Source organism: Nocardia sp. NPDC055050 (genome assembly GCF_053608345.1).
This window is the reverse complement of record NZ_JBSGVG010000034.1, coordinates 58780-74899: the sequence shown is the minus strand read 5'-3', so window position 1 is coordinate 74899 and position 16120 is coordinate 58780. Positions and strand designations below refer to the sequence as shown.

Below are 16120 nucleotides of genomic sequence, written 5' to 3'. Positions count from 1 at the left end.
GGGCGCTGCACTCCCCCCCCCCCCGACCTTTTTTCTTTTCGGTTCGTGTTTTTACAGAGAATCAGGAGCGGGGAGGGGGTGAGTCAGTGTGTGGGTGGTTGGGTTAGTAGGAAAGAAGGTAAGTGTGTGAGTAAGAGAAGAAGAGAAGACCATAAGAGATAGGCCAGGTTTGGGGGGTGGGTGCGTGGGGAGCGCCGGTTGCGTCTCGACGAGCTTGGGTACTGGCGGGTGCGAAGTCGGCGGCTGCAGCCAGTGATGTAGTTCGTCAGCGTCGAGCGTGGGGCGGCTTAAGGGGACTACAAGAGGAGGTGACCACCTTGATGCGTAGGCATCACGGTGGGAACCAAATACGCTAGCGACGCTAGCGATTGGTTGCGTCGTGCGCGGCGGCTGTCTAGAGCGCGCAGTTGGCGTGTGCTGGTGGCGGGTTGGATGCGGTTCGACTGTCGTGGTGGGGTGCGCGGGGCGGCTGGTCGGCCGCGGTTCCGGTGTGGGCGCCTGCATCGTGTTCACGCGCGTCTCTCACGCCTCAAGACGTGCCTGCCCGATGGGGTGCACGCGCCCCATACGTGAAACGGGCCGCGCGGCAACGCTGCCGGGAGGTCGCTTAGGCAGGACGAACAGCGCCATGAGCCGTGCTTCTCATCCGTAAAAGGATAGATAGAACCATTGAGGCTGCTCTATAGTCGAAGTTTCGAGCACATGTACTGAATTAATTCGAGAGGATTTTGAGAGCCTGATGGTGAAACTCGGTGCTATGCGGTTCCGCACACCAATATCGACACAGGTGCATTCTAGCCTGCTGCGTTATAACTACCTTCCGGCTATGGGAAAGCGCCACGACGAAGTTCCTCCCTCTCTAAATTCGACAGCGCTAACTATCAAAATTGCTCGTGAATTGACTTCGCGCTGTGGGTCAGGGAAGGGCATACGCAAGGACTTCGATGCCGTACCGTATGAGGCCACCAGGTTTAATTTGGTGGCTAGACAACTCGCCATCCCACACCCCTTGCCGTACGCGCAACTGGTCGGCGCAATCGCGCAGAATTGGCCTTCGCTAAAGTTCTTATCCAAAAATAGTTATAGCCAATTTCGTCCCGCCAACCATGGGGACGGGCGCTTGTTTGCGATGAATTACGGACGGCAGAAATCGCAGAACAATCTGTTTAAGCGATGGATTCGATTCGGGGCCGAGTATCGGGTATCGGCCGATGTAGCCAACTTCTATCCGGGTTTCTATACGCACTCGATACCGTGGGCGCTTGTTGGGCATCAGGTCGCCAAACAAAATCGACAACCAAGCCATTGGTACAACGAATTGGATATGCGGTTTCGTGACTGTAATCGTGGGGAAACGTTAGGGCTTCATGTAGGCCCTGGCACGTCCGCCCTGGGGGCTGAGATAGTTTTGAGTGCCGTCGACAGTATCTTGAAGAGAAGATACAAGTATATTCGTTTTGTGGATGACTATGAATTCTATGCCAAGAATCGCGAAGAGGCCGAAGAGTTCATTCTCGATCTCTCTAAAGCATTGTCATCCTTCGGATTGAAGCTTAACGGGAGAAAGACGAAGGTCGAGCCCCTGCCCCTTCCTGGCAAGCCTGACTGGATGCGCACTCTTATACCGCAGATTCCGAGGCCCACTCATTTTTCTCGATTGGAACCCTATCTTGAAGAAGCTTTGGAACTGGCTAAAACATCGCCCGACGGTAGTGTCTTAAAATTCGCAATAGGCGCAGTATTGCGAACGAAGGATATCGAAATCCGCGCCGACGAGATACTTCCCTGCCTGTTTACGATCTGCTTCCATAGTCCAGGCTTGCTTCCGGAAGTTAGCCATATATTCGACATCAGCAATGCTGACGGTGTCGATTATACTGATGAACTAAATGTACTTCTTAAAAGGCATGCCCGGTTTAGGCGATCGGATGGTATGTCTTGGGTGCTTCACATCATGCGTTCGGAAGGGGTGAAAATAGAACAATCGGCGATTGATGTTGTCATTGACTCAGCGGATTGCATTCCAATTCTTCTATTGCATCATCTTGGGCAGGGCAACGCCGTCGCGGCTGTTGAGAAGTATGCAAAAGCACTTCTGGCGGCGCCCGTAATCGGCTACGACATTGATCGGAATTGGGTGCTATTCTATGAACTCTTTCGACAAGGGGTAATCGCTAATCCGTATAAAAATAACCCGAAAGATGTGGCGGCTGAAACTGCGTTCGATTTATTAGTCCAACACAACGTGAGTTTCCTCAGGTAACGCAGCTGCTCTTGCAGCTGCCTGACGCCGGTCGCTGTCCTCGCCGGGGCGCTCGGCGCGTAAGCACGGAGTAGAACGCATCAACATGGAAGGCGGTCCGGTGGGTTGCCGTCAAGCAGGACCACAACGAAGAGGGTGTGGCCGAGTTGATGCGCAAGTCTCAACTTCGACCGGCAGCGTCAGGCTCGGTTGGGACCATGTTGGGACCAAACGTCATTCCTGTAGTGCCGACACCCGCTTTGTAAGTCACGTGATAACCGTGCGCGACGTGCAGCTATGGCTGGTCGCCAGTCCCGGGGGTCAGGTGGCACACCAGGTGGTTGATGCTGGCTGACTCTGTTGCTGATCTCGCGTGTGGCTGTTGATCTGGATGCGGGAGCGAAACCTGCGTGCAAAGATCTACAGTCATGGATCCTGTGACAGCACTGGTGGTTTCGGCAATCGCGGCCGGCGCTTTGGCCGGGGTGGGTGATGCTGCGTCTCAGGCTGTCAAGGACGCCTATGCCGGGTTGAAGAGCCTGCTATCACGCAAATACGCCGATGTGGATGTCTCGCCGGTGGAGCGTAAGCCCGATTCGGAATCGAAGCGGAACTCGCTGGCCGAGGATCTCAACGATGCCGGTGCTGCCGGGGATGACGAGCTGCTTGCGCCCGCGCAGGCGGTGCTCGAAGCTGCCCGTGAGCACGCTCCGCAGGTCGTGGTCGGTCTGGATATCGACAACTTGGTGGCTGAGGCTCTCAAGGTCACCGACATCGAGTCCGCTGGTGACGGGGTGCGTGTCCGCAACAGCAAGATCACCGGTAGTGCGGAGTTCTCCAGGGTGCGGGCGGGATTTTCGCAGCAGGTCCCTCCCGCGGCGCAGGACTGAATCCCGCCAGTCCCGCGCCCGAAGCGCCCACGACGTACGGCGCCTACCTCTCTGGGAACAAATTCGAAGGTCCCGTCCACCTCAACCCTGGCGGTGCCGGGCAGAATGCGCTGTCCTTGTCCGATCTGGTCAAGGTCCCCTCGTCCTCGGCAGAGCAGCTACCACGCGTCTGTGATCTCGATCCCTACCTGCTAGGGGCGACAAACTCGGTCTTCGGCCGCGACGGCCACTACGGCGACGGTGACGGTTACGTCGCGCGCACGGCCAATGAGGTCGATCGCCGACTGACACAGGAATTGACCGGTCACAGGTTGGTGGTCGTTGTCGGCCCGTCGAAAGCTGGGAAAACCCGCACCCTCTACGAAGCGGTTCGGGCTGTGTATCCCACCGCGAGGGTGGCGTGGCCGTGTATCGGCACTCTCGATGTGTTCGTCGCCGATCACCAGATCCACGGCATCGAAGACACGCTGGTGGTATGGCTCGACGACCTCCACGAATACTTGACCGGCACAACAGCCCTGACTCCTGGGTTGCTGTCGAAACTACTGTCCCGGGCCGGGCGCACCATCGTGGTGGCGACGTTGCGGTCGGAAATGCGTTCCCGGCTGCGTGGCGAGGGCGAACTCCACGCCGATGTCCGGAGGTTGCTGGGTCAGGCGAGCACGATCGAGATGGAATCGACCGCTGAGGATCCGGTCGAGACCGCGGCGGTAAACGACGCCTATCCCGAACAAGTTCGCGACGGTTATGGCTTGGGTGAAGAACTTGCCGGGGCGCCGGATTTGCTCGCACGTTACGACGACGCCAGAGCTGCCGACCCCGTGTTGTTCACGGTGATTGCGACTGCGGTGGACTGGGCTCGCATCGGCCGTGTCGACCCGATACCAGAACCTGCCCTGCTCGACCTCGCCAAACAGCGCCTACGGACCACACGCCCAGAACTCGACGTCGACGACGGCGCCGTAACCGCGGCGATCACGCATGCACGTACTCCTCCGCCAGGTGCCGGCCGCACCGCCGCCCTGCCCACTACCAACCTCGATGACCACGGCGTTCGCGGGTATCGACCATTCGACTACCTCGTCGCTGCCGACGACGGACAACACCATCCCGCTCGCCCCGTTCCGGACAGCTTCTGGACCGACGCGACCTGTGACGCCACCGCCGCCACGCTCTTCGCGGTCGGAAACGGTGCCTTCTTCCGAAACAAAAACCAGATCGCGACAGATCTATGGCGGCAAGCCGCCGACCAAGGCGACACTGACGCGATGTCCAGCCTTGGGACCCTGCTCCGTCAGAGCGGGGACCTGGACGGAGCCGAAACCTGGTTTCGACGCGCCGCCGACAATGGACACACCAGTGCGATGGCCAAACTCGGGGTCGTGCTCCAACAGCGCGGGGACCTCACCGAAGCCGAAACCTGGTTTAGACGCGCCGTCGACAACGGCCACACCAAAGCGATGACTGTGTTAGGGCTTCTGCTTCGAGAGCGCGGGGACCTCACCGAAGCCGAAATCTTGATCCGACGCGCTGCCGACGACGGCGACACCATCGCAATGTCTGCCTTCGGGCATCTGCTTCGACAGCGCGGGGACCTCACCGAAGCCGAAACCTGGTACCGACGCGCTGCCGACGACGGCTACACCTCCGCGATGGCCAGCCTCGGGGTCGTGCTCCAACAGCGCGGGGACCTCACCGAAGCCGAAACCTGGTACCGACGCGCTGCCGACGACGGCCACACCAACACAATGGTCAACCTCGGGTTTCTGCTTAAACGGCGCGGGGACCTCACCGAAGCCGAAACTTGGTTTCGACGCGCTGCCGACGAGGGCGACACCAAAGCGATGGCTGCCCTCGGGTTTCTGCTTCGACAGCGCGGGGACCACGATGGAGCCGAAACCTGGTTCCGACGCGCCGCCGACGACGGCCACACCACCGCGATGGCTGCCCTCGGGTTTCTGCTTCAACAGCGCGGGGACCACGATGGAGCCGAAACCTGGTTCCGACGCGCTGCCGACGACGGCGACACCTCCGCGATGGCTGCCCTCGGGTTTCTGCTTCAACAGCGCGGGGACCACGATGGAGCCGAAAATTGGCTCCGACGCGCCGCCGCCGACGGCCACACCACCGCAATGACCGTCATTGGGCTCGGGCTTCAACAGCGCGGGGACCACGATGGAGCCGAAACCTGGTTCCGACGCGCCGCCGACGACGGCGACACCTCCGCGATGGCTGCCCTCGGGCTGCTGCTCCAGGAGCGCGGGGACCTCGACGACGGTGATTCTGAACCCTGAGCGATCGTCACCCTCGAAAGCCGCACCAATATTCGCGCGACGATCGACCCCGCGTTCACAGCCGTAGCCTCGCTGACAGGCGACGAGGACCCAGATCGTCGTGAGTTCTCTTTATGAAGACTGCAGCCGCGCTGGGTACGCAGTGCGTACGCAGCACCACTGCAGACAACTGGCCGCCGCCAACGCCAACAGCGGATTGATCTGGCATTTCATCGAGGTCTCGCACTCACCCGGCAGTGGCAAACGCCTGGACAGGTATTCATCATCAACATGGTGATCAGCGGTCTGCACAGCTACGCGGGGCTGAACTGAGCGGCCGCTACCTCCGATATAGCGTGTCTGCATAGCTCCGAGATGAGACCATAGGTCTTGTGGCACACGATCTTCGGCTGTCCGGTGTGACCTACGGGGCGGGGGATCGGTCCGGGGGATCGACTGAGCGTGCGGGGAAGTTGAGTTTCTCGCATTCGGAAATCCGGTGGCGCCGATCGGTGCGCTCGGCGTTCGTGGTCGGCTGGCGCGAGGTGACGGGCGTCGATGTGCGCACGCCCGACCTTGTCGAAGTGATCAGTGCCGGAATCGGGTGGGCCGACGGCTCCGTGATTCGCCTGGATGTGGCGGGGGCTACCCACCGATTCCATGTTGCGGGCACGCAGCCCGGGCAGCTGCGAGAAACGCTGATGGCATGGGTCGTTCGCGAGGCGCCGCCGTCGAAACCGTGGCCCGTGGCGCCTGCGCGTCCGGTGGTGGCGCGGGCACCGGTCGATATCGCGTACGCGGCGGCGGCGATCTGGCGAGCCAGCGGCCTGGGACGCGCACCGTTTTCCGAGATCACTACGGCGTCGTATCGGGTGGCTGTCGCGGAGAATCACCGCGACAGCGGACGCTACTCGGAAGCGATCGCGGTGTTGGAGCCGCTCGCTCAACAGTGCGCGGAGAAGTTCGGTGCCGACCAGCCCATCACGTTGCAGGTGCGAAATGCCCTCGGCCGGTCCTACTGCGATGCGGGGTACTTCTCCGAAGGACTAGAGGTGCTGAACGATATCGTGTCGATCGCCGAGCATGTTCTCGGCGTCGACGACGACATGACGCTCACCCTTCGCAACAATCTGGCATTGGGGTATTCCGCTGCCGGTGAGTACCGTCATGCCCTTGACCTACTCGACCTGAACGTCGACTACAGCGAACGGAAACTCGGCGACGACAGTCTCGAAACGCTCGGGCGTCGCAACAACTTGGCGGCGACACAGGCGCTGGCCGGGCTTCGGCAACGCGCTGCGGCCTCGTACTGGAGCATCCTCGATCGGCTGCATCCCGACAGTTACGCGCACAGTCTGGCGGTCACCGCACGCCAGAACCTGGCCATCTTGCACAACCCGCTGTGGGAGCCCTGAGGCGCCTCGGAGTCAGCAGTAGTAGCAGATCTTGTTGGCGGGGAGTTCTACGTGGCAGTTGAGGCAGACCGGCTTGCGCACCGGTTCGGGCTTGGGGATGGCGGCTACGGTGCGGCGGGCGGCGGAGGGTCGTTTGACGGCTGCCTCGGCTGCTTCTGCGGTGGCCAGGTCCGCGGAGGTGGACTGGCGGATGGCGGCGACCTTCGGGGGGAGGGTGGGCAGGCCGCCGTCGGCGGGGAGGTCGGTGGCGTAGTGCTGGTAGCACTGCCAGCGGGCCGCGGCCGCGTGCATTTCGAGGTCGTCGGGGATGGGCAGGCCCGCGAGTTCGAGGATGTAGCGGTAGCCGGTGCCGACGGTCTGGTTCTTGCGCACGCACAGCGCGCTCAGGGGCGGCTCGTTGTTCTTGTGACAGTGCTCGGCGACTTTGTCCAGCACGACCGGCAGCCAGTGCTGCCACTTCACCGCGGTGCGGATCCCGGATTCTTCCTGGACCAGCTCGGCCAACTCCGTGTTGACGATGAAGTTGTTGAACCGGGTAGCGGTGTCGGCCAGCACCTCGTGTGCGGCGCGAGTCCACTCCGACCGTGCCTCGGTGAACGTCACGGCGCTGCCGTCGGCCGCGCGCCAAGTGGTCGGGACAGAACCCTGCTGCACATCAATCACCGGAATACGTTATCTACCCAGCTCTTTCGACGCGCAACGGGGGTATGTGCGTCAGCTCACGGCGACGCACATCGTGAGGGTCACTCGGCCGGGCCGGAGTCGTCACGTGGTTGTTTGCCGAGGCGCCAGAGGAATTCCGGGTCGTCGTCGGGGCCGAGAACCGGTCTGCGCGAGGGTGGGCCGGGATTCGGGCGTTGCATTTCGGGGCCGAACGCCTTCCAGCACAACACCGCGATGGCCACGATCGCGATGAGTGCCAATAGGTACGTCACGTCGCTCACCTCCTGCTATCGAGGGTAGCCGTGTCCGCGCCGTGTGCACATCCGCAACGGGAGGGAAATTTTTGGCGAACGCGAGCCCGCGGTGGGCTCGCGTCGGCCGGTGAGTCAGCGGGGTGCTGCCTCGGTGGTCAGTGATCTGAGCAACTGCAGGACCTCGGACTCGCGGAAACGGCGATGTCCGCCCGGTGTACGCAGTGAGCCGAGTCTGCCCGCATGGGCCCACCGGGTGACGGTCTTGGGATCTACGTGGAACATGGCGGCCACTTGGCCTGGTGTCAGCAGAGTGTCCTGAAGGCCGACGGTGATCGCAGTCATAGCTAACCTCTCCGTTCTCGACAGTTCCCTCATCAGTGGCGTCATCGTCGCACTGCGACCCCCATGTAGTCGAACCACCTACTGTTGGTAAAGGGGAAGTAATAGACAAAAGCCGCGAACGGGGCCGCATCGGCGAGATTCGCGCCGGGCTACGCTGTAGTCGTGAGTGAAGCAACAGGTCAGCAGGGTCCTGGCGCAGGGAAGCGGCTGGTCCGCAATCTCGCGCTCTACACGCTGGCTCGTCTCGGGCTGGTCGTGGTGATCGCCGCGTTGATCGTAGGCGTGGCCAAGCTGATCGGTGTCGACGTGCCGGTCATCGTCGCGGCGCTGTTCGCGCTGATCGTCGCGATGCCGCTGTCGCTGACGTTGTTCAAGAAGCTGCGGGTGAAGGTGAACGAGGACATCGCCGTGGTCGACGCGCGCCGCCGCCAGGACAAGGCGCAGCTGCGGGCCCGCTTGCGGGGTGACGACGACGGCGCCTCGGCGTGAAATACCTCGATCGCAGCGCCCCGCGTGACTGGGTCGACAATGCCGTCCGGCTGATCGACGCCGACACGCAGCGCTCCGCCGACACCCACCTGCTGCGGTATCCGCTGCCCGCCGACTGGCCGGTGCAGCTCTACCTCAAGGACGAGTCGACCCACATCACCGGCAGTCTCAAGCACCGGCTGGCACGGTCGCTGTTCCTGTACGCGATCTGCAACGGCTGGGTCACCGAGGGCACGACGGTGGTCGAGGCGTCGTCGGGTTCGACGGCGGTGAGCGAGGCCTACTTCGCGAAGCTGCTCGGTCTGGACTTCGTCGCGGTGATGCCCGCGAGCACGTCGCCGCAGAAGGTCGCGCTCATCGAAGCGCAGGGTGGCCGATGTCATTTCGTCGATCGACCACCAGACATGTACACCGAGGCCAAGCGTCTCGCCGCCGAATCCGGCGGGCATTTCATGGATCAGTTCACCCATGCCGAGCGGGCCACCGACTGGCGTGGCAACAACAACATCGCCGAGTCCATCTTCGAACAGCTGGCGCTGGAGAAGCACCCGGTGCCGGAGTGGATCGTGGTCGGTGCGGGTACCGGCGGCACCAGCGCGACGATCGGGCGCTACATCCGGTATCGCAGGCACGCGACGCGGCTGGCCGTGGTGGACCCGGAGCATTCGGCGTTCTACGGTGGCTACGAGTCGGGCGACGCGGGCTATGAGACCGGAATGCCGTCGCGCATCGAGGGGATCGGCCGTCCTCGGGTGGAGCCGTCGTTCGTGGGCCAGGTGGTCGATCGGATGATCGTGGTTCCCGACGCGGCCTCGATCGCCACCGCCCGTCATGCGAGCGCCGCACTGGGCCGTCGCGTCGGCGGTTCGACCGGCACGAACCTGTGGGGCGCCTTCCACCTCGTCGCCGAGCTGGTCGCGGCGGGTCGCAGCGGAAGCGTGGTCACGCTGCTGTGTGACGGCGGCGACCGGTACGCGGGCACCTATTTCGACGACGACTGGGTGGCCGCCCAGAACATGGATCTGACCGGCCCGACCGGGATTCTCACGGAATTCGCCACCACCGGCCGCTGGAACGGCTGACAACCCCGCCACACCCTTTCCGGGTCTGTTCGCGCTCAGCGATGTCAATTTTTGTTGACAAACGCGGCTGCCGTCAAGCAAAATTGACGTCATGACCGATGCAACAACCCTCGCCTCAGCGGCAGGCAACCCCGACCCCGCCGTCGGGCTGCGCGCGGTGCTCGCCCTGCGCAGGCTGGCCGACCGGCTCGAAACCATCCAGGTCGCCAATGCCAGAGCCAACGGCTGGTCGTGGCAGGCCATCGCCGAGGCGCTCGAGGTGAGTAAGCAAGCGGTCCATCAGAAACACAACCGGAAAGGTGGAACCCGCTGATGTTCGAAAAATTCAGCCGCGAGGCCAGAGTCGCGGTGGTCGGTGCCCAGGACGACGCCAAGGAGCTGGGCGCGAAGCGGATCGGGCCGGAGCATGTACTGCTCGGCACCCTGTCGAACGCCGAACCGGACCTGCGCGCGGTGCTCGACGCGCGCGGCATCACCGCCGGCGGTGTGCGCGCCGCCCTCGCCGCCCGCACGAGCGAGCCGCCGCTGGGCGCCGATGACGCGCAGGCCCTGCGCTCGATCGGCATCGACCTGGATGCTGTGCAGGCCAGCATCGCCGACAACTTCGGCTCGCAGGCCTGGGAACAGGCCGAACCGGAGGCCAAACGCGGCAGGTTCGGCCGACTGCTCGGCTCCGGGCACATCCCGTTCACCAGCACGGCCAAGAAGTCGCTCGAACTCGCGCTGCGCGAGGCGATCCACCGCAAGGATCGGGAGATCTCCTCGACCTACCTGCTACTCGGCATCCTGCGCGGGGCCGACCCGGCCACCACCGACCTGCTCGGCGGCCGCGACGCGGTGTCCGGCCTACGCGCCGATCTCTACGCGATGCTCGACCGCGCCGCGTGAATTCCACATCGGGTGTGTGTCAGACCCGCCGCAATGTCCGTTTCCCGGCCTAGCATTGCGTGCATGCAACTAGCAATCCGGTTGGTCATCAACGCCATAGCCATCTGGGCTGCGGCCGCGTGGATCGACAAGATCGATATCTACGTGCCGCCCGAGTGGTCAGCGGAGTGGGGCAACTGGGGCAAGGCCCTGGTCCTGCTCATCGTCGCGCTCGTGTTCACGGCGGTCAATGCCGTGATCAAGCCGATCGTGCAACTCCTGTCGTTGCCGTTCGTGATCCTCACGCTCGGCCTGTTCCTGCTGGTGGTGAACGCGGGGATGCTGTGGCTCACCGCCAAGATCACCGAGCTCACCGACTACGGCCTTCGCGTCGACGGTTTCTGGGCGGCGTTGTGGGGTGGCTTGATCATCACGCTGGTCAACTGGGTGCTCGGTATTCTGGTGCCCGACGGCGACTAGCCCGCGAGCCCGACGGCCAGCGCGCTCAGCGCCGACCAAGCCAGCAGGGCAAGTCCCGAATCGCGGAGGGCGGGAATCAGTTCCAGCCCGCCCTTACCGGTGCGCACAGGGGCGTTGGCCCGGATCGCCAGCGGCAACGCGAGCAGTCCGGCCAGCGCCCATGGCGTGCGCGCGATCAGCGCGAGGCTGATCACGAACGGCGCCGCGAGCAACACCAGGTGCAGGGTGCGGGTGCGCGCATCGCCGAGTTTCACCGCGAGCGTGACCTTTCCCGACTCGGTGTCGGTCGGGATGTCACGCAGATTGTTGGCCACCAGCACCGCGCTGGAGAACGCGCCGACGCCGATCGCGAGCAGCAGGCCGACCCAGTCGACCCGCAGCGCCTGCACGTACTGGGTGCCGAGCACCGCGATCAGTCCGAAGAACACGAACACGGCGATCTCGCCGAAACCGCTGTAGCCATACGGCTTGCTGCCGCCGGTGTAGAACCACGCGCCTGCCAGGCACAGCGCGCCGATCAGTACCAGCCACCACGCGGTGGTCACGGCCAGCACGAGGCCGGCGACCGCGCCGATCGCGAGGCTGAGCACCGCGGCGGTGCGAACAGCTGTGGGGGAGGCCAGTTTCGAGCCGACCAGGCGCAGTGGGCCGACCCGCACGTCGTCGGTGCCGCGAATGCCGTCGGAGTAGTCGTTGGCGTAGTTCACCCCGACGATCAGCGCCAGCGAAACCAGCAGCGCCAGAATTGCTTTCCACCAGACGGCCCCGTCGATGGATGCGGCAGCGCCGGTGCCCGCGAGTACCGGCGCGATCGCGTTGGGCAGCGTCCGCGGTCGGGCGCCCTCGATCCATTCCGCTGCTGTAGCCATGGATCGAAGCCTAATCCGACACGGACGCTCCCCGCTCCTGGAGCCCCTCGCGCACGGCCGGAGGGCGCCTGATCGCGGTCAGGCCGGGGTGGACTCGGCGACCGTCTTGAGCCGGGCCAGTCCCTTGTCGAAGTCCTTGCCGATGAGGTTGTCGATCGGGAACACCTTGCCGAGCACGCCCATCAGCCCGGAGTGGGTGCCGGTCATCTGCCAGGTCACCTCGGTGCCACCGGCAACCGGAGCGAGCGTGAAGGTGACGAAATTGGTGGCTTTGAACGGTTTCTCGAAGGTGAGCTCCACGCCGACCTCGCGTTCGGCGTCGGCCTTGATCTCCATCACGCCCGCACCGGCTTTGCGGTTGCCCCGCCAGGCGTAGCGGGCGCCGACGCCGGATTCCGGGCCGGTGTAGGTACGGGCGAGCTGCGGGTCGGCGTCTTCCCACGGCGACCACAGCCGCCACTGGCGGAAGTTGTCGATCAGTGCGTGGATCCGTGCCGGTTCAGCGGCGATGACGGTGCGCCGCGACACCTCGAAGTTGCCCATGTGCGTGAGCCTAAAGCGAGGTGGGGACAAAATCGCGGGACACAACGTCGGCGGTGTCGCGCTGGGGCGCGAACCGGGAACCCGTCGCCGCCCTCGCCTACGATGACATCCGGCATGTCTGTACAGCATCGCGGCCCCGAGGGGTCGCCCTCCGAGGCACTCTCCCGCGTTGTCGTGGGGGTGCTCGGCGTGATCGCGATCCGCCGCGACGACGCCGTGATCGCGCTACCCGGCGCCCGCGCCCGGCTGCTGCTGGCCGCCCTCGCAGTGCATCCAGGGCGGGCTCGGAGCGCCCAAACGCTGATCGACGAGGTGTGGGGCGAACAACCACCCCGCGCACCGATGAACGCGCTGCACACGCAGGTCTCGCGCCTGCGGGCGATGCTGCCCGACGGCGCACTGGAGATCGGCCCGGCCGGTTACCGGCTGAGATTGCCCGCCGACAGCGTCGACCTCACCGCGGTCGCCGCGCTCGCCCGCCGAGCCGATGAACACCTGGCTGAGGGAAACGTCGCCGACAGCCTCGCCGCGATCGCACTGGCCCGGACCCTGTGGCGCGGTGAACCGGGCGCCGATCTCCCCGATTCCGCTCCGGCCGCCGACCTGCGCACAGCCGCCGCCGACCTGGGCCGCCGCCTCGATCACACCGAACTCACCGCCCATCTCACGCACGGCGACGTGGCCGACGCCATTCCCCTCGCCCGCGCCGCGGTCGTAGCCAACCCGCTGGACGAATCCGCCCACGCGACCCTGATCCGGGTCCTCGCCGCCGCAGGCTGGCCGAGCGAAGCCCTCGAGGTCTTCGCCGCCTACCGCCTACGCTTGATCGAAGAACTGGGCGCCGACCCGGGCCCCACCCTCCTCGCCCTCAACACCGCCGTCCTCCGCGGAGAACCGATCGAGCTGCCCGGACGCGCACCACAACACCGCGTCCAGTCGGGTCCGAGTGCCGCGACGACCAGCGGCCGATCCGCCGGCGCAGGGTCGTCGGTCGGCGTCAACGGCGACCGGCCCGGCCGGTCGGGCAGCGACGCCGGGAGCTCCGACGGTGGGGGAGCCGGCCCCGGGGTCGCAGACGGGGTGGGGACCGGTCAGCGCGGCCGGCCGGTCGGCGCCACCGGAAACGACTCCGGTGAGACCGCCGATTCCCAGTCCGCGGCCGGCGCTGGAGATACCGCGGCTACCGACCGGCGCGGCCCGGGCAGCCCCACACCGCGCACCGCCGTCGGACTGCGCGCAGCGCCCAACGAACTACTCGGTCGCACAGTGGATCTCGACGCGATCACTGACCTGGCACAGCGCTCCCGAGTGACGACCGTCCTCGGACCAGGCGGCACCGGCAAGACCAGGGTCGCCAACGCGGTGGGTGAACGCATGGCCGGTTCGGTGCCGGTGGTACTCGTCGAATTGGCCTCGGTGCAGCCCGAATCGGAGGCCGGACCGCAATCGCGCAAAGACATCGAGGTCGCCATCGGGCAGGTGATCGGCCTGGGTGAGATGCGGGAGACGGGTGCCATCCGGGCGGGCGTGCACGTGGACGTGAGCACCCGTCTGCGTGAGGCGCTCGCGGCGCGGCCGATGGTGCTGATCCTGGACAATTGCGAGCACGTGATCGATGCCGCGGCTGAGGTGGTCGCCGATCTCGTCGGCAGTTGCGCCCAGTTGACCGTGCTCACCACCAGTCGTTCGCCGCTGTCGATCACCGCCGAATCCGTCTATCCCCTAGCTCCTTTGGCGATCGACGCGGCCGGTTCGCCTGCCACGGACCTGTTCTCGGCTCGCGCCAGGGCGGTACGCCCCGATGTCCGCCTCGACCCCGACACCGTGGCCCGGCTGTGCCGCACCCTCGACGGTCTCCCGCTGGCGATCGAGCTCGCCGCCGCGCGGGTGCGCACGATGAGCGTGGCCGAGATCGAGACCAGGCTCGACCATCGTTTCGCCCTGTTGCGCAGCGGCGATCGGTCCGCGCCGCACCGGCATCGCACGCTGCACGCGGTGATCGCCTGGAGCTGGAACCTCCTCGACCCCGATCAGCAGGTGACCCTGCGCAGGCTGAGCCGTTTCCCGGCCGGGTTCACCGCGGCCGCGGCCGAGGTGGTCGCGGCGGGCCCGGATGTGGCTGTCGCGGTGGACGGGCTGGTCGCCCAGTCCCTGCTCACTGTCCTGGACGACCCCGACGGCGCGGGCATCCGCTATCGCATGCTCGAAACGGTCCGTGAGTTCGGCGCCGAACAGATCGCCACCGTCGACGCGGTGACCGATGGCGCCGAATCCGCGCTCGTTCTCGACAGGATGTTCTGCTGGGCCAGGGAATTCGCGCTGGGGTCGTTCCGTGGCTACCGCGGCGGCGGTCAGGTGAGGTCCGTTCTCGCGGTGTCGGCCGACCTGGACAACCTGGTCGCCGTGCTGCGCTCCGCTGTCGATCGCGCCGACGCGCCGACCGCGTACTCGGTCTTCCCGGTGGTCGCGATGGTCTGGGTGATGCGTGGCGCGCACCTGGAATTCACCGGGTGGGCAATGCGATTGGTCGCTCTCGCGCCGCCGCCACCGTCCTCGGCCGAGGACGCCGACCTCCAGATGATCGCGCATCTGCTGACCTGCCTGCACATGCTGTTCCTCAAGGACGGCGGCATCCGCGCGACGGCGATCGTGCGCACCCGTGCGCGGCGGCTGCTGACCAACCCTGTTCTCGATCCGGGCCTGTACTTCCTCGGTACGGTGATCACCTTGCGGCCCGAGCCGTTCCGGTTGGGCAGGTTGTTCGCCCAGGGCGCGCGTTCACACCATCAGCAGGTCCGGGTCGCCGCGCTGGTGGCGCGAGCCAACTTCTGGGAGAACGGCGGCAACGTCGCGGGCTCGACCCGCGACTCTTTCCGCACCCTCGACGACATGGATCCGGCGGAGGTGTGGGGGACGGCGACGGTGTGCCAGCACCTGGCCCAGCTGTCCGGCCAGTCCGCGAACTATGACGACGCAGTGAAGTATTACCGCCGCACGCTGGAGCTGATGGGCGAGCTCCGCGTGCACGAGGAGATCATGGAGAGTCGCTGCTACCTGGCCGCCGCTTTGGTCGGCGGCGGGCACCTCGAGCAGGCGCGTGCCGAACTCGACTTCATCGTGCGACCGAACGATTCCGGTGTCAGCCCCGTTGACGACCCCATGGTTCGCCGTAACCACCGGCTGGCGAACGCTGCTACCGCGCTCGCCGAACTCGAACTCGCCGAGGGCGATGTCGACGCCGGGCTCCGCCATTACCGCCGCGGGCTCGAGCTACTCGGGTGGCCCGATTTCGAACCGACGCCGGGCCCCGGTTCGCTGATGGTAGCGGCGGCCACCCTGAGTGCCCATGTGCTCCACGGCCGGGCATCCGCTGCCGCGGGTCTGGCGACCGAGCTGATCGAGACCGCCGATCAGCGGTTGGCGCAGTACATCGACCTACCGCAGATCGGGGCGGTCGCGTGCGGGCTCGGGTCCTACTTGCTCACCACCGACTCCGGGCGCGCCGACGGTCTCGAACTGCTCACCCTCGCAAGGACATCGGTGGCCAGGCAGGACGGCCCCTCGATGGAGTTGGCCGCCCACATCGCCCTGCACCGGGGTGTCGTCGGCGATGCCGCGATGGACGCGGCCCTGCATCGCGCGGCGGGTACGCGTCGTCTCGAGGCCGCGAAGCGCATCGTCGAGATCATCGCCGGACTGCACTGACACGAC

At 65.3% G+C, this 16120-nt stretch carries 15 protein-coding genes; 10 read left to right on the top strand and 5 right to left on the bottom strand.

Features of this window, described 5'->3' with window-relative positions; all coding sequences use genetic code 11:
- Window positions 1–739 precede the first annotated feature (739 nt).
- The 4 genes from drt4 to ACWGCN_RS27800 all read left to right on the top strand — a co-directional run bounded on the left by drt4 (window position 740) and on the right by ACWGCN_RS27800 (window position 6820).
- Window positions 740–2263: an antiviral reverse transcriptase Drt4 gene (drt4, locus tag ACWGCN_RS27815; RefSeq protein ID WP_452459995.1), complete on the top strand. Its 1524-nt coding sequence runs from the start codon at window positions 740–742 to the stop codon at window positions 2261–2263.
- A 407-nt stretch (window positions 2264–2670) separates the two neighbouring features.
- Entirely contained in the window at window positions 2671–3132 is a 462-nt protein-coding gene (locus tag ACWGCN_RS27810) for a hypothetical protein (protein WP_452459994.1), read from the top strand.
- 425 nt (window positions 3133–3557) lie between these two features.
- A complete protein-coding gene (locus ACWGCN_RS27805; protein ID WP_452529134.1) occupies window positions 3558–5426 on the top strand; it encodes a tetratricopeptide repeat protein in 1869 nt (622 codons plus the stop codon).
- 452 nt (window positions 5427–5878) lie between these two features.
- On the top strand, window positions 5879–6820 hold the full coding sequence (locus ACWGCN_RS27800) for a tetratricopeptide repeat protein (protein ID WP_452459992.1): 942 nt from the start codon (window positions 5879–5881) through the stop codon (window positions 6818–6820).
- Window positions 6821–6832: 12 nt separating this feature from the next.
- Here ACWGCN_RS27800 and ACWGCN_RS27795 read toward each other — a convergent pair whose 3' ends face one another.
- The 3 genes from ACWGCN_RS27795 to ACWGCN_RS27785 all read right to left on the bottom strand — a co-directional run bounded on the left by ACWGCN_RS27795 (window position 6833) and on the right by ACWGCN_RS27785 (window position 8079).
- Window positions 6833–7483 carry a hypothetical protein gene (locus ACWGCN_RS27795; protein WP_378634197.1) on the bottom strand — a complete coding sequence of 217 codons (651 nt, stop codon included), beginning with the start codon at window positions 7481–7483 and terminating at the stop codon, window positions 6833–6835.
- Between the two features lie 80 nt (window positions 7484–7563).
- Window positions 7564–7755 carry a hypothetical protein gene (locus ACWGCN_RS27790; RefSeq protein ID WP_378634199.1) on the bottom strand — a complete coding sequence of 64 codons (192 nt, stop codon included), beginning with the start codon at window positions 7753–7755 and terminating at the stop codon, window positions 7564–7566.
- Window positions 7756–7869: 114 nt separating this feature from the next.
- Window positions 7870–8079: a BldC family transcriptional regulator gene (locus tag ACWGCN_RS27785; protein WP_056814442.1), complete on the bottom strand. Its 210-nt coding sequence runs from the start codon at window positions 8077–8079 to the stop codon at window positions 7870–7872.
- 162 nt (window positions 8080–8241) lie between these two features.
- On the opposite strand from ACWGCN_RS27785, the gene ACWGCN_RS27780 reads away from it, so the two are divergent.
- The 5 genes from ACWGCN_RS27780 to ACWGCN_RS27760 all read left to right on the top strand — a co-directional run bounded on the left by ACWGCN_RS27780 (window position 8242) and on the right by ACWGCN_RS27760 (window position 10997).
- Complete coding sequence (locus ACWGCN_RS27780) at window positions 8242–8568, top strand: DUF4229 domain-containing protein (RefSeq protein ID WP_378991009.1); 327 nt, start codon at window positions 8242–8244, stop codon at window positions 8566–8568.
- Window positions 8565–9650 (top strand): PLP-dependent cysteine synthase family protein, encoded by a 1086-nt coding sequence (locus ACWGCN_RS27775; RefSeq protein WP_452459991.1) that lies wholly within the window; start codon window positions 8565–8567, stop codon window positions 9648–9650. The genes ACWGCN_RS27780 and ACWGCN_RS27775 overlap by 4 nt, the downstream gene beginning before the upstream one ends.
- Window positions 9651–9741: 91 nt before the next feature.
- Window positions 9742–9963: a hypothetical protein gene (locus ACWGCN_RS27770; RefSeq protein ID WP_019049431.1), complete on the top strand. Its 222-nt coding sequence runs from the start codon at window positions 9742–9744 to the stop codon at window positions 9961–9963.
- Window positions 9963–10538, top strand: a complete 576-nt coding sequence (locus tag ACWGCN_RS27765; protein WP_452459990.1) for a Clp protease N-terminal domain-containing protein — start codon at window positions 9963–9965, stop codon at window positions 10536–10538. The genes ACWGCN_RS27770 and ACWGCN_RS27765 overlap by 1 nt, the downstream gene beginning before the upstream one ends.
- Before the next feature lie 63 nt (window positions 10539–10601).
- On the top strand, window positions 10602–10997 hold the full coding sequence (locus ACWGCN_RS27760) for a phage holin family protein (protein WP_378991002.1): 396 nt from the start codon (window positions 10602–10604) through the stop codon (window positions 10995–10997).
- On the opposite strand, the gene ACWGCN_RS27755 is transcribed toward ACWGCN_RS27760, so the two are convergent.
- Both ACWGCN_RS27755 and ACWGCN_RS27750 read right to left on the bottom strand, forming a co-directional pair.
- Window positions 10994–11866 carry a 1,4-dihydroxy-2-naphthoate polyprenyltransferase gene (locus ACWGCN_RS27755; protein ID WP_387445687.1) on the bottom strand — a complete coding sequence of 291 codons (873 nt, stop codon included), beginning with the start codon at window positions 11864–11866 and terminating at the stop codon, window positions 10994–10996. The genes ACWGCN_RS27760 and ACWGCN_RS27755 overlap by 4 nt on opposite strands.
- 78 nt (window positions 11867–11944) lie before the next feature.
- Window positions 11945–12409, bottom strand: coding sequence for an SRPBCC family protein (locus ACWGCN_RS27750; protein WP_449969203.1), 465 nt, complete (start codon window positions 12407–12409; stop codon window positions 11945–11947).
- Between the two features lie 114 nt (window positions 12410–12523).
- Between ACWGCN_RS27750 and ACWGCN_RS27745 the strand changes: the two genes are divergently transcribed.
- Window positions 12524–16114 carry an AfsR/SARP family transcriptional regulator gene (locus ACWGCN_RS27745; RefSeq protein WP_452459989.1) on the top strand — a complete coding sequence of 1197 codons (3591 nt, stop codon included), beginning with the start codon at window positions 12524–12526 and terminating at the stop codon, window positions 16112–16114.
- Window positions 16115–16120 lie beyond the last annotated feature (6 nt).

Bases quoted from the DNA above. Each gene is read 5' to 3' on its own strand.
- drt4 (WP_452459995.1), top strand. From the start codon at position 740: ATGGTGAAACTCGGTGCTATGCGGTTCCGCACACCAATATCGACACAG.
- ACWGCN_RS27750 (WP_449969203.1), bottom strand. From the start codon at position 12,409: ATGGGCAACTTCGAGGTGTCGCGGCGCACCGTCATCGCCGCTGAACCG.
- ACWGCN_RS27755 (WP_387445687.1), bottom strand. From the start codon at position 11,866: ATGGCTACAGCAGCGGAATGGATCGAGGGCGCCCGACCGCGGACGCTG.
- ACWGCN_RS27810 (WP_452459994.1), top strand. From the start codon at position 2,671: ATGGATCCTGTGACAGCACTGGTGGTTTCGGCAATCGCGGCCGGCGCT.
- ACWGCN_RS27785 (WP_056814442.1), bottom strand. From the start codon at position 8,079: ATGACTGCGATCACCGTCGGCCTTCAGGACACTCTGCTGACACCAGGC.
- ACWGCN_RS27765 (WP_452459990.1), top strand. From the start codon at position 9,963: ATGTTCGAAAAATTCAGCCGCGAGGCCAGAGTCGCGGTGGTCGGTGCC.
- ACWGCN_RS27745 (WP_452459989.1), top strand. From the start codon at position 12,524: ATGTCTGTACAGCATCGCGGCCCCGAGGGGTCGCCCTCCGAGGCACTC.
- ACWGCN_RS27760 (WP_378991002.1), top strand. From the start codon at position 10,602: ATGCAACTAGCAATCCGGTTGGTCATCAACGCCATAGCCATCTGGGCT.
- ACWGCN_RS27770 (WP_019049431.1), top strand. From the start codon at position 9,742: ATGACCGATGCAACAACCCTCGCCTCAGCGGCAGGCAACCCCGACCCC.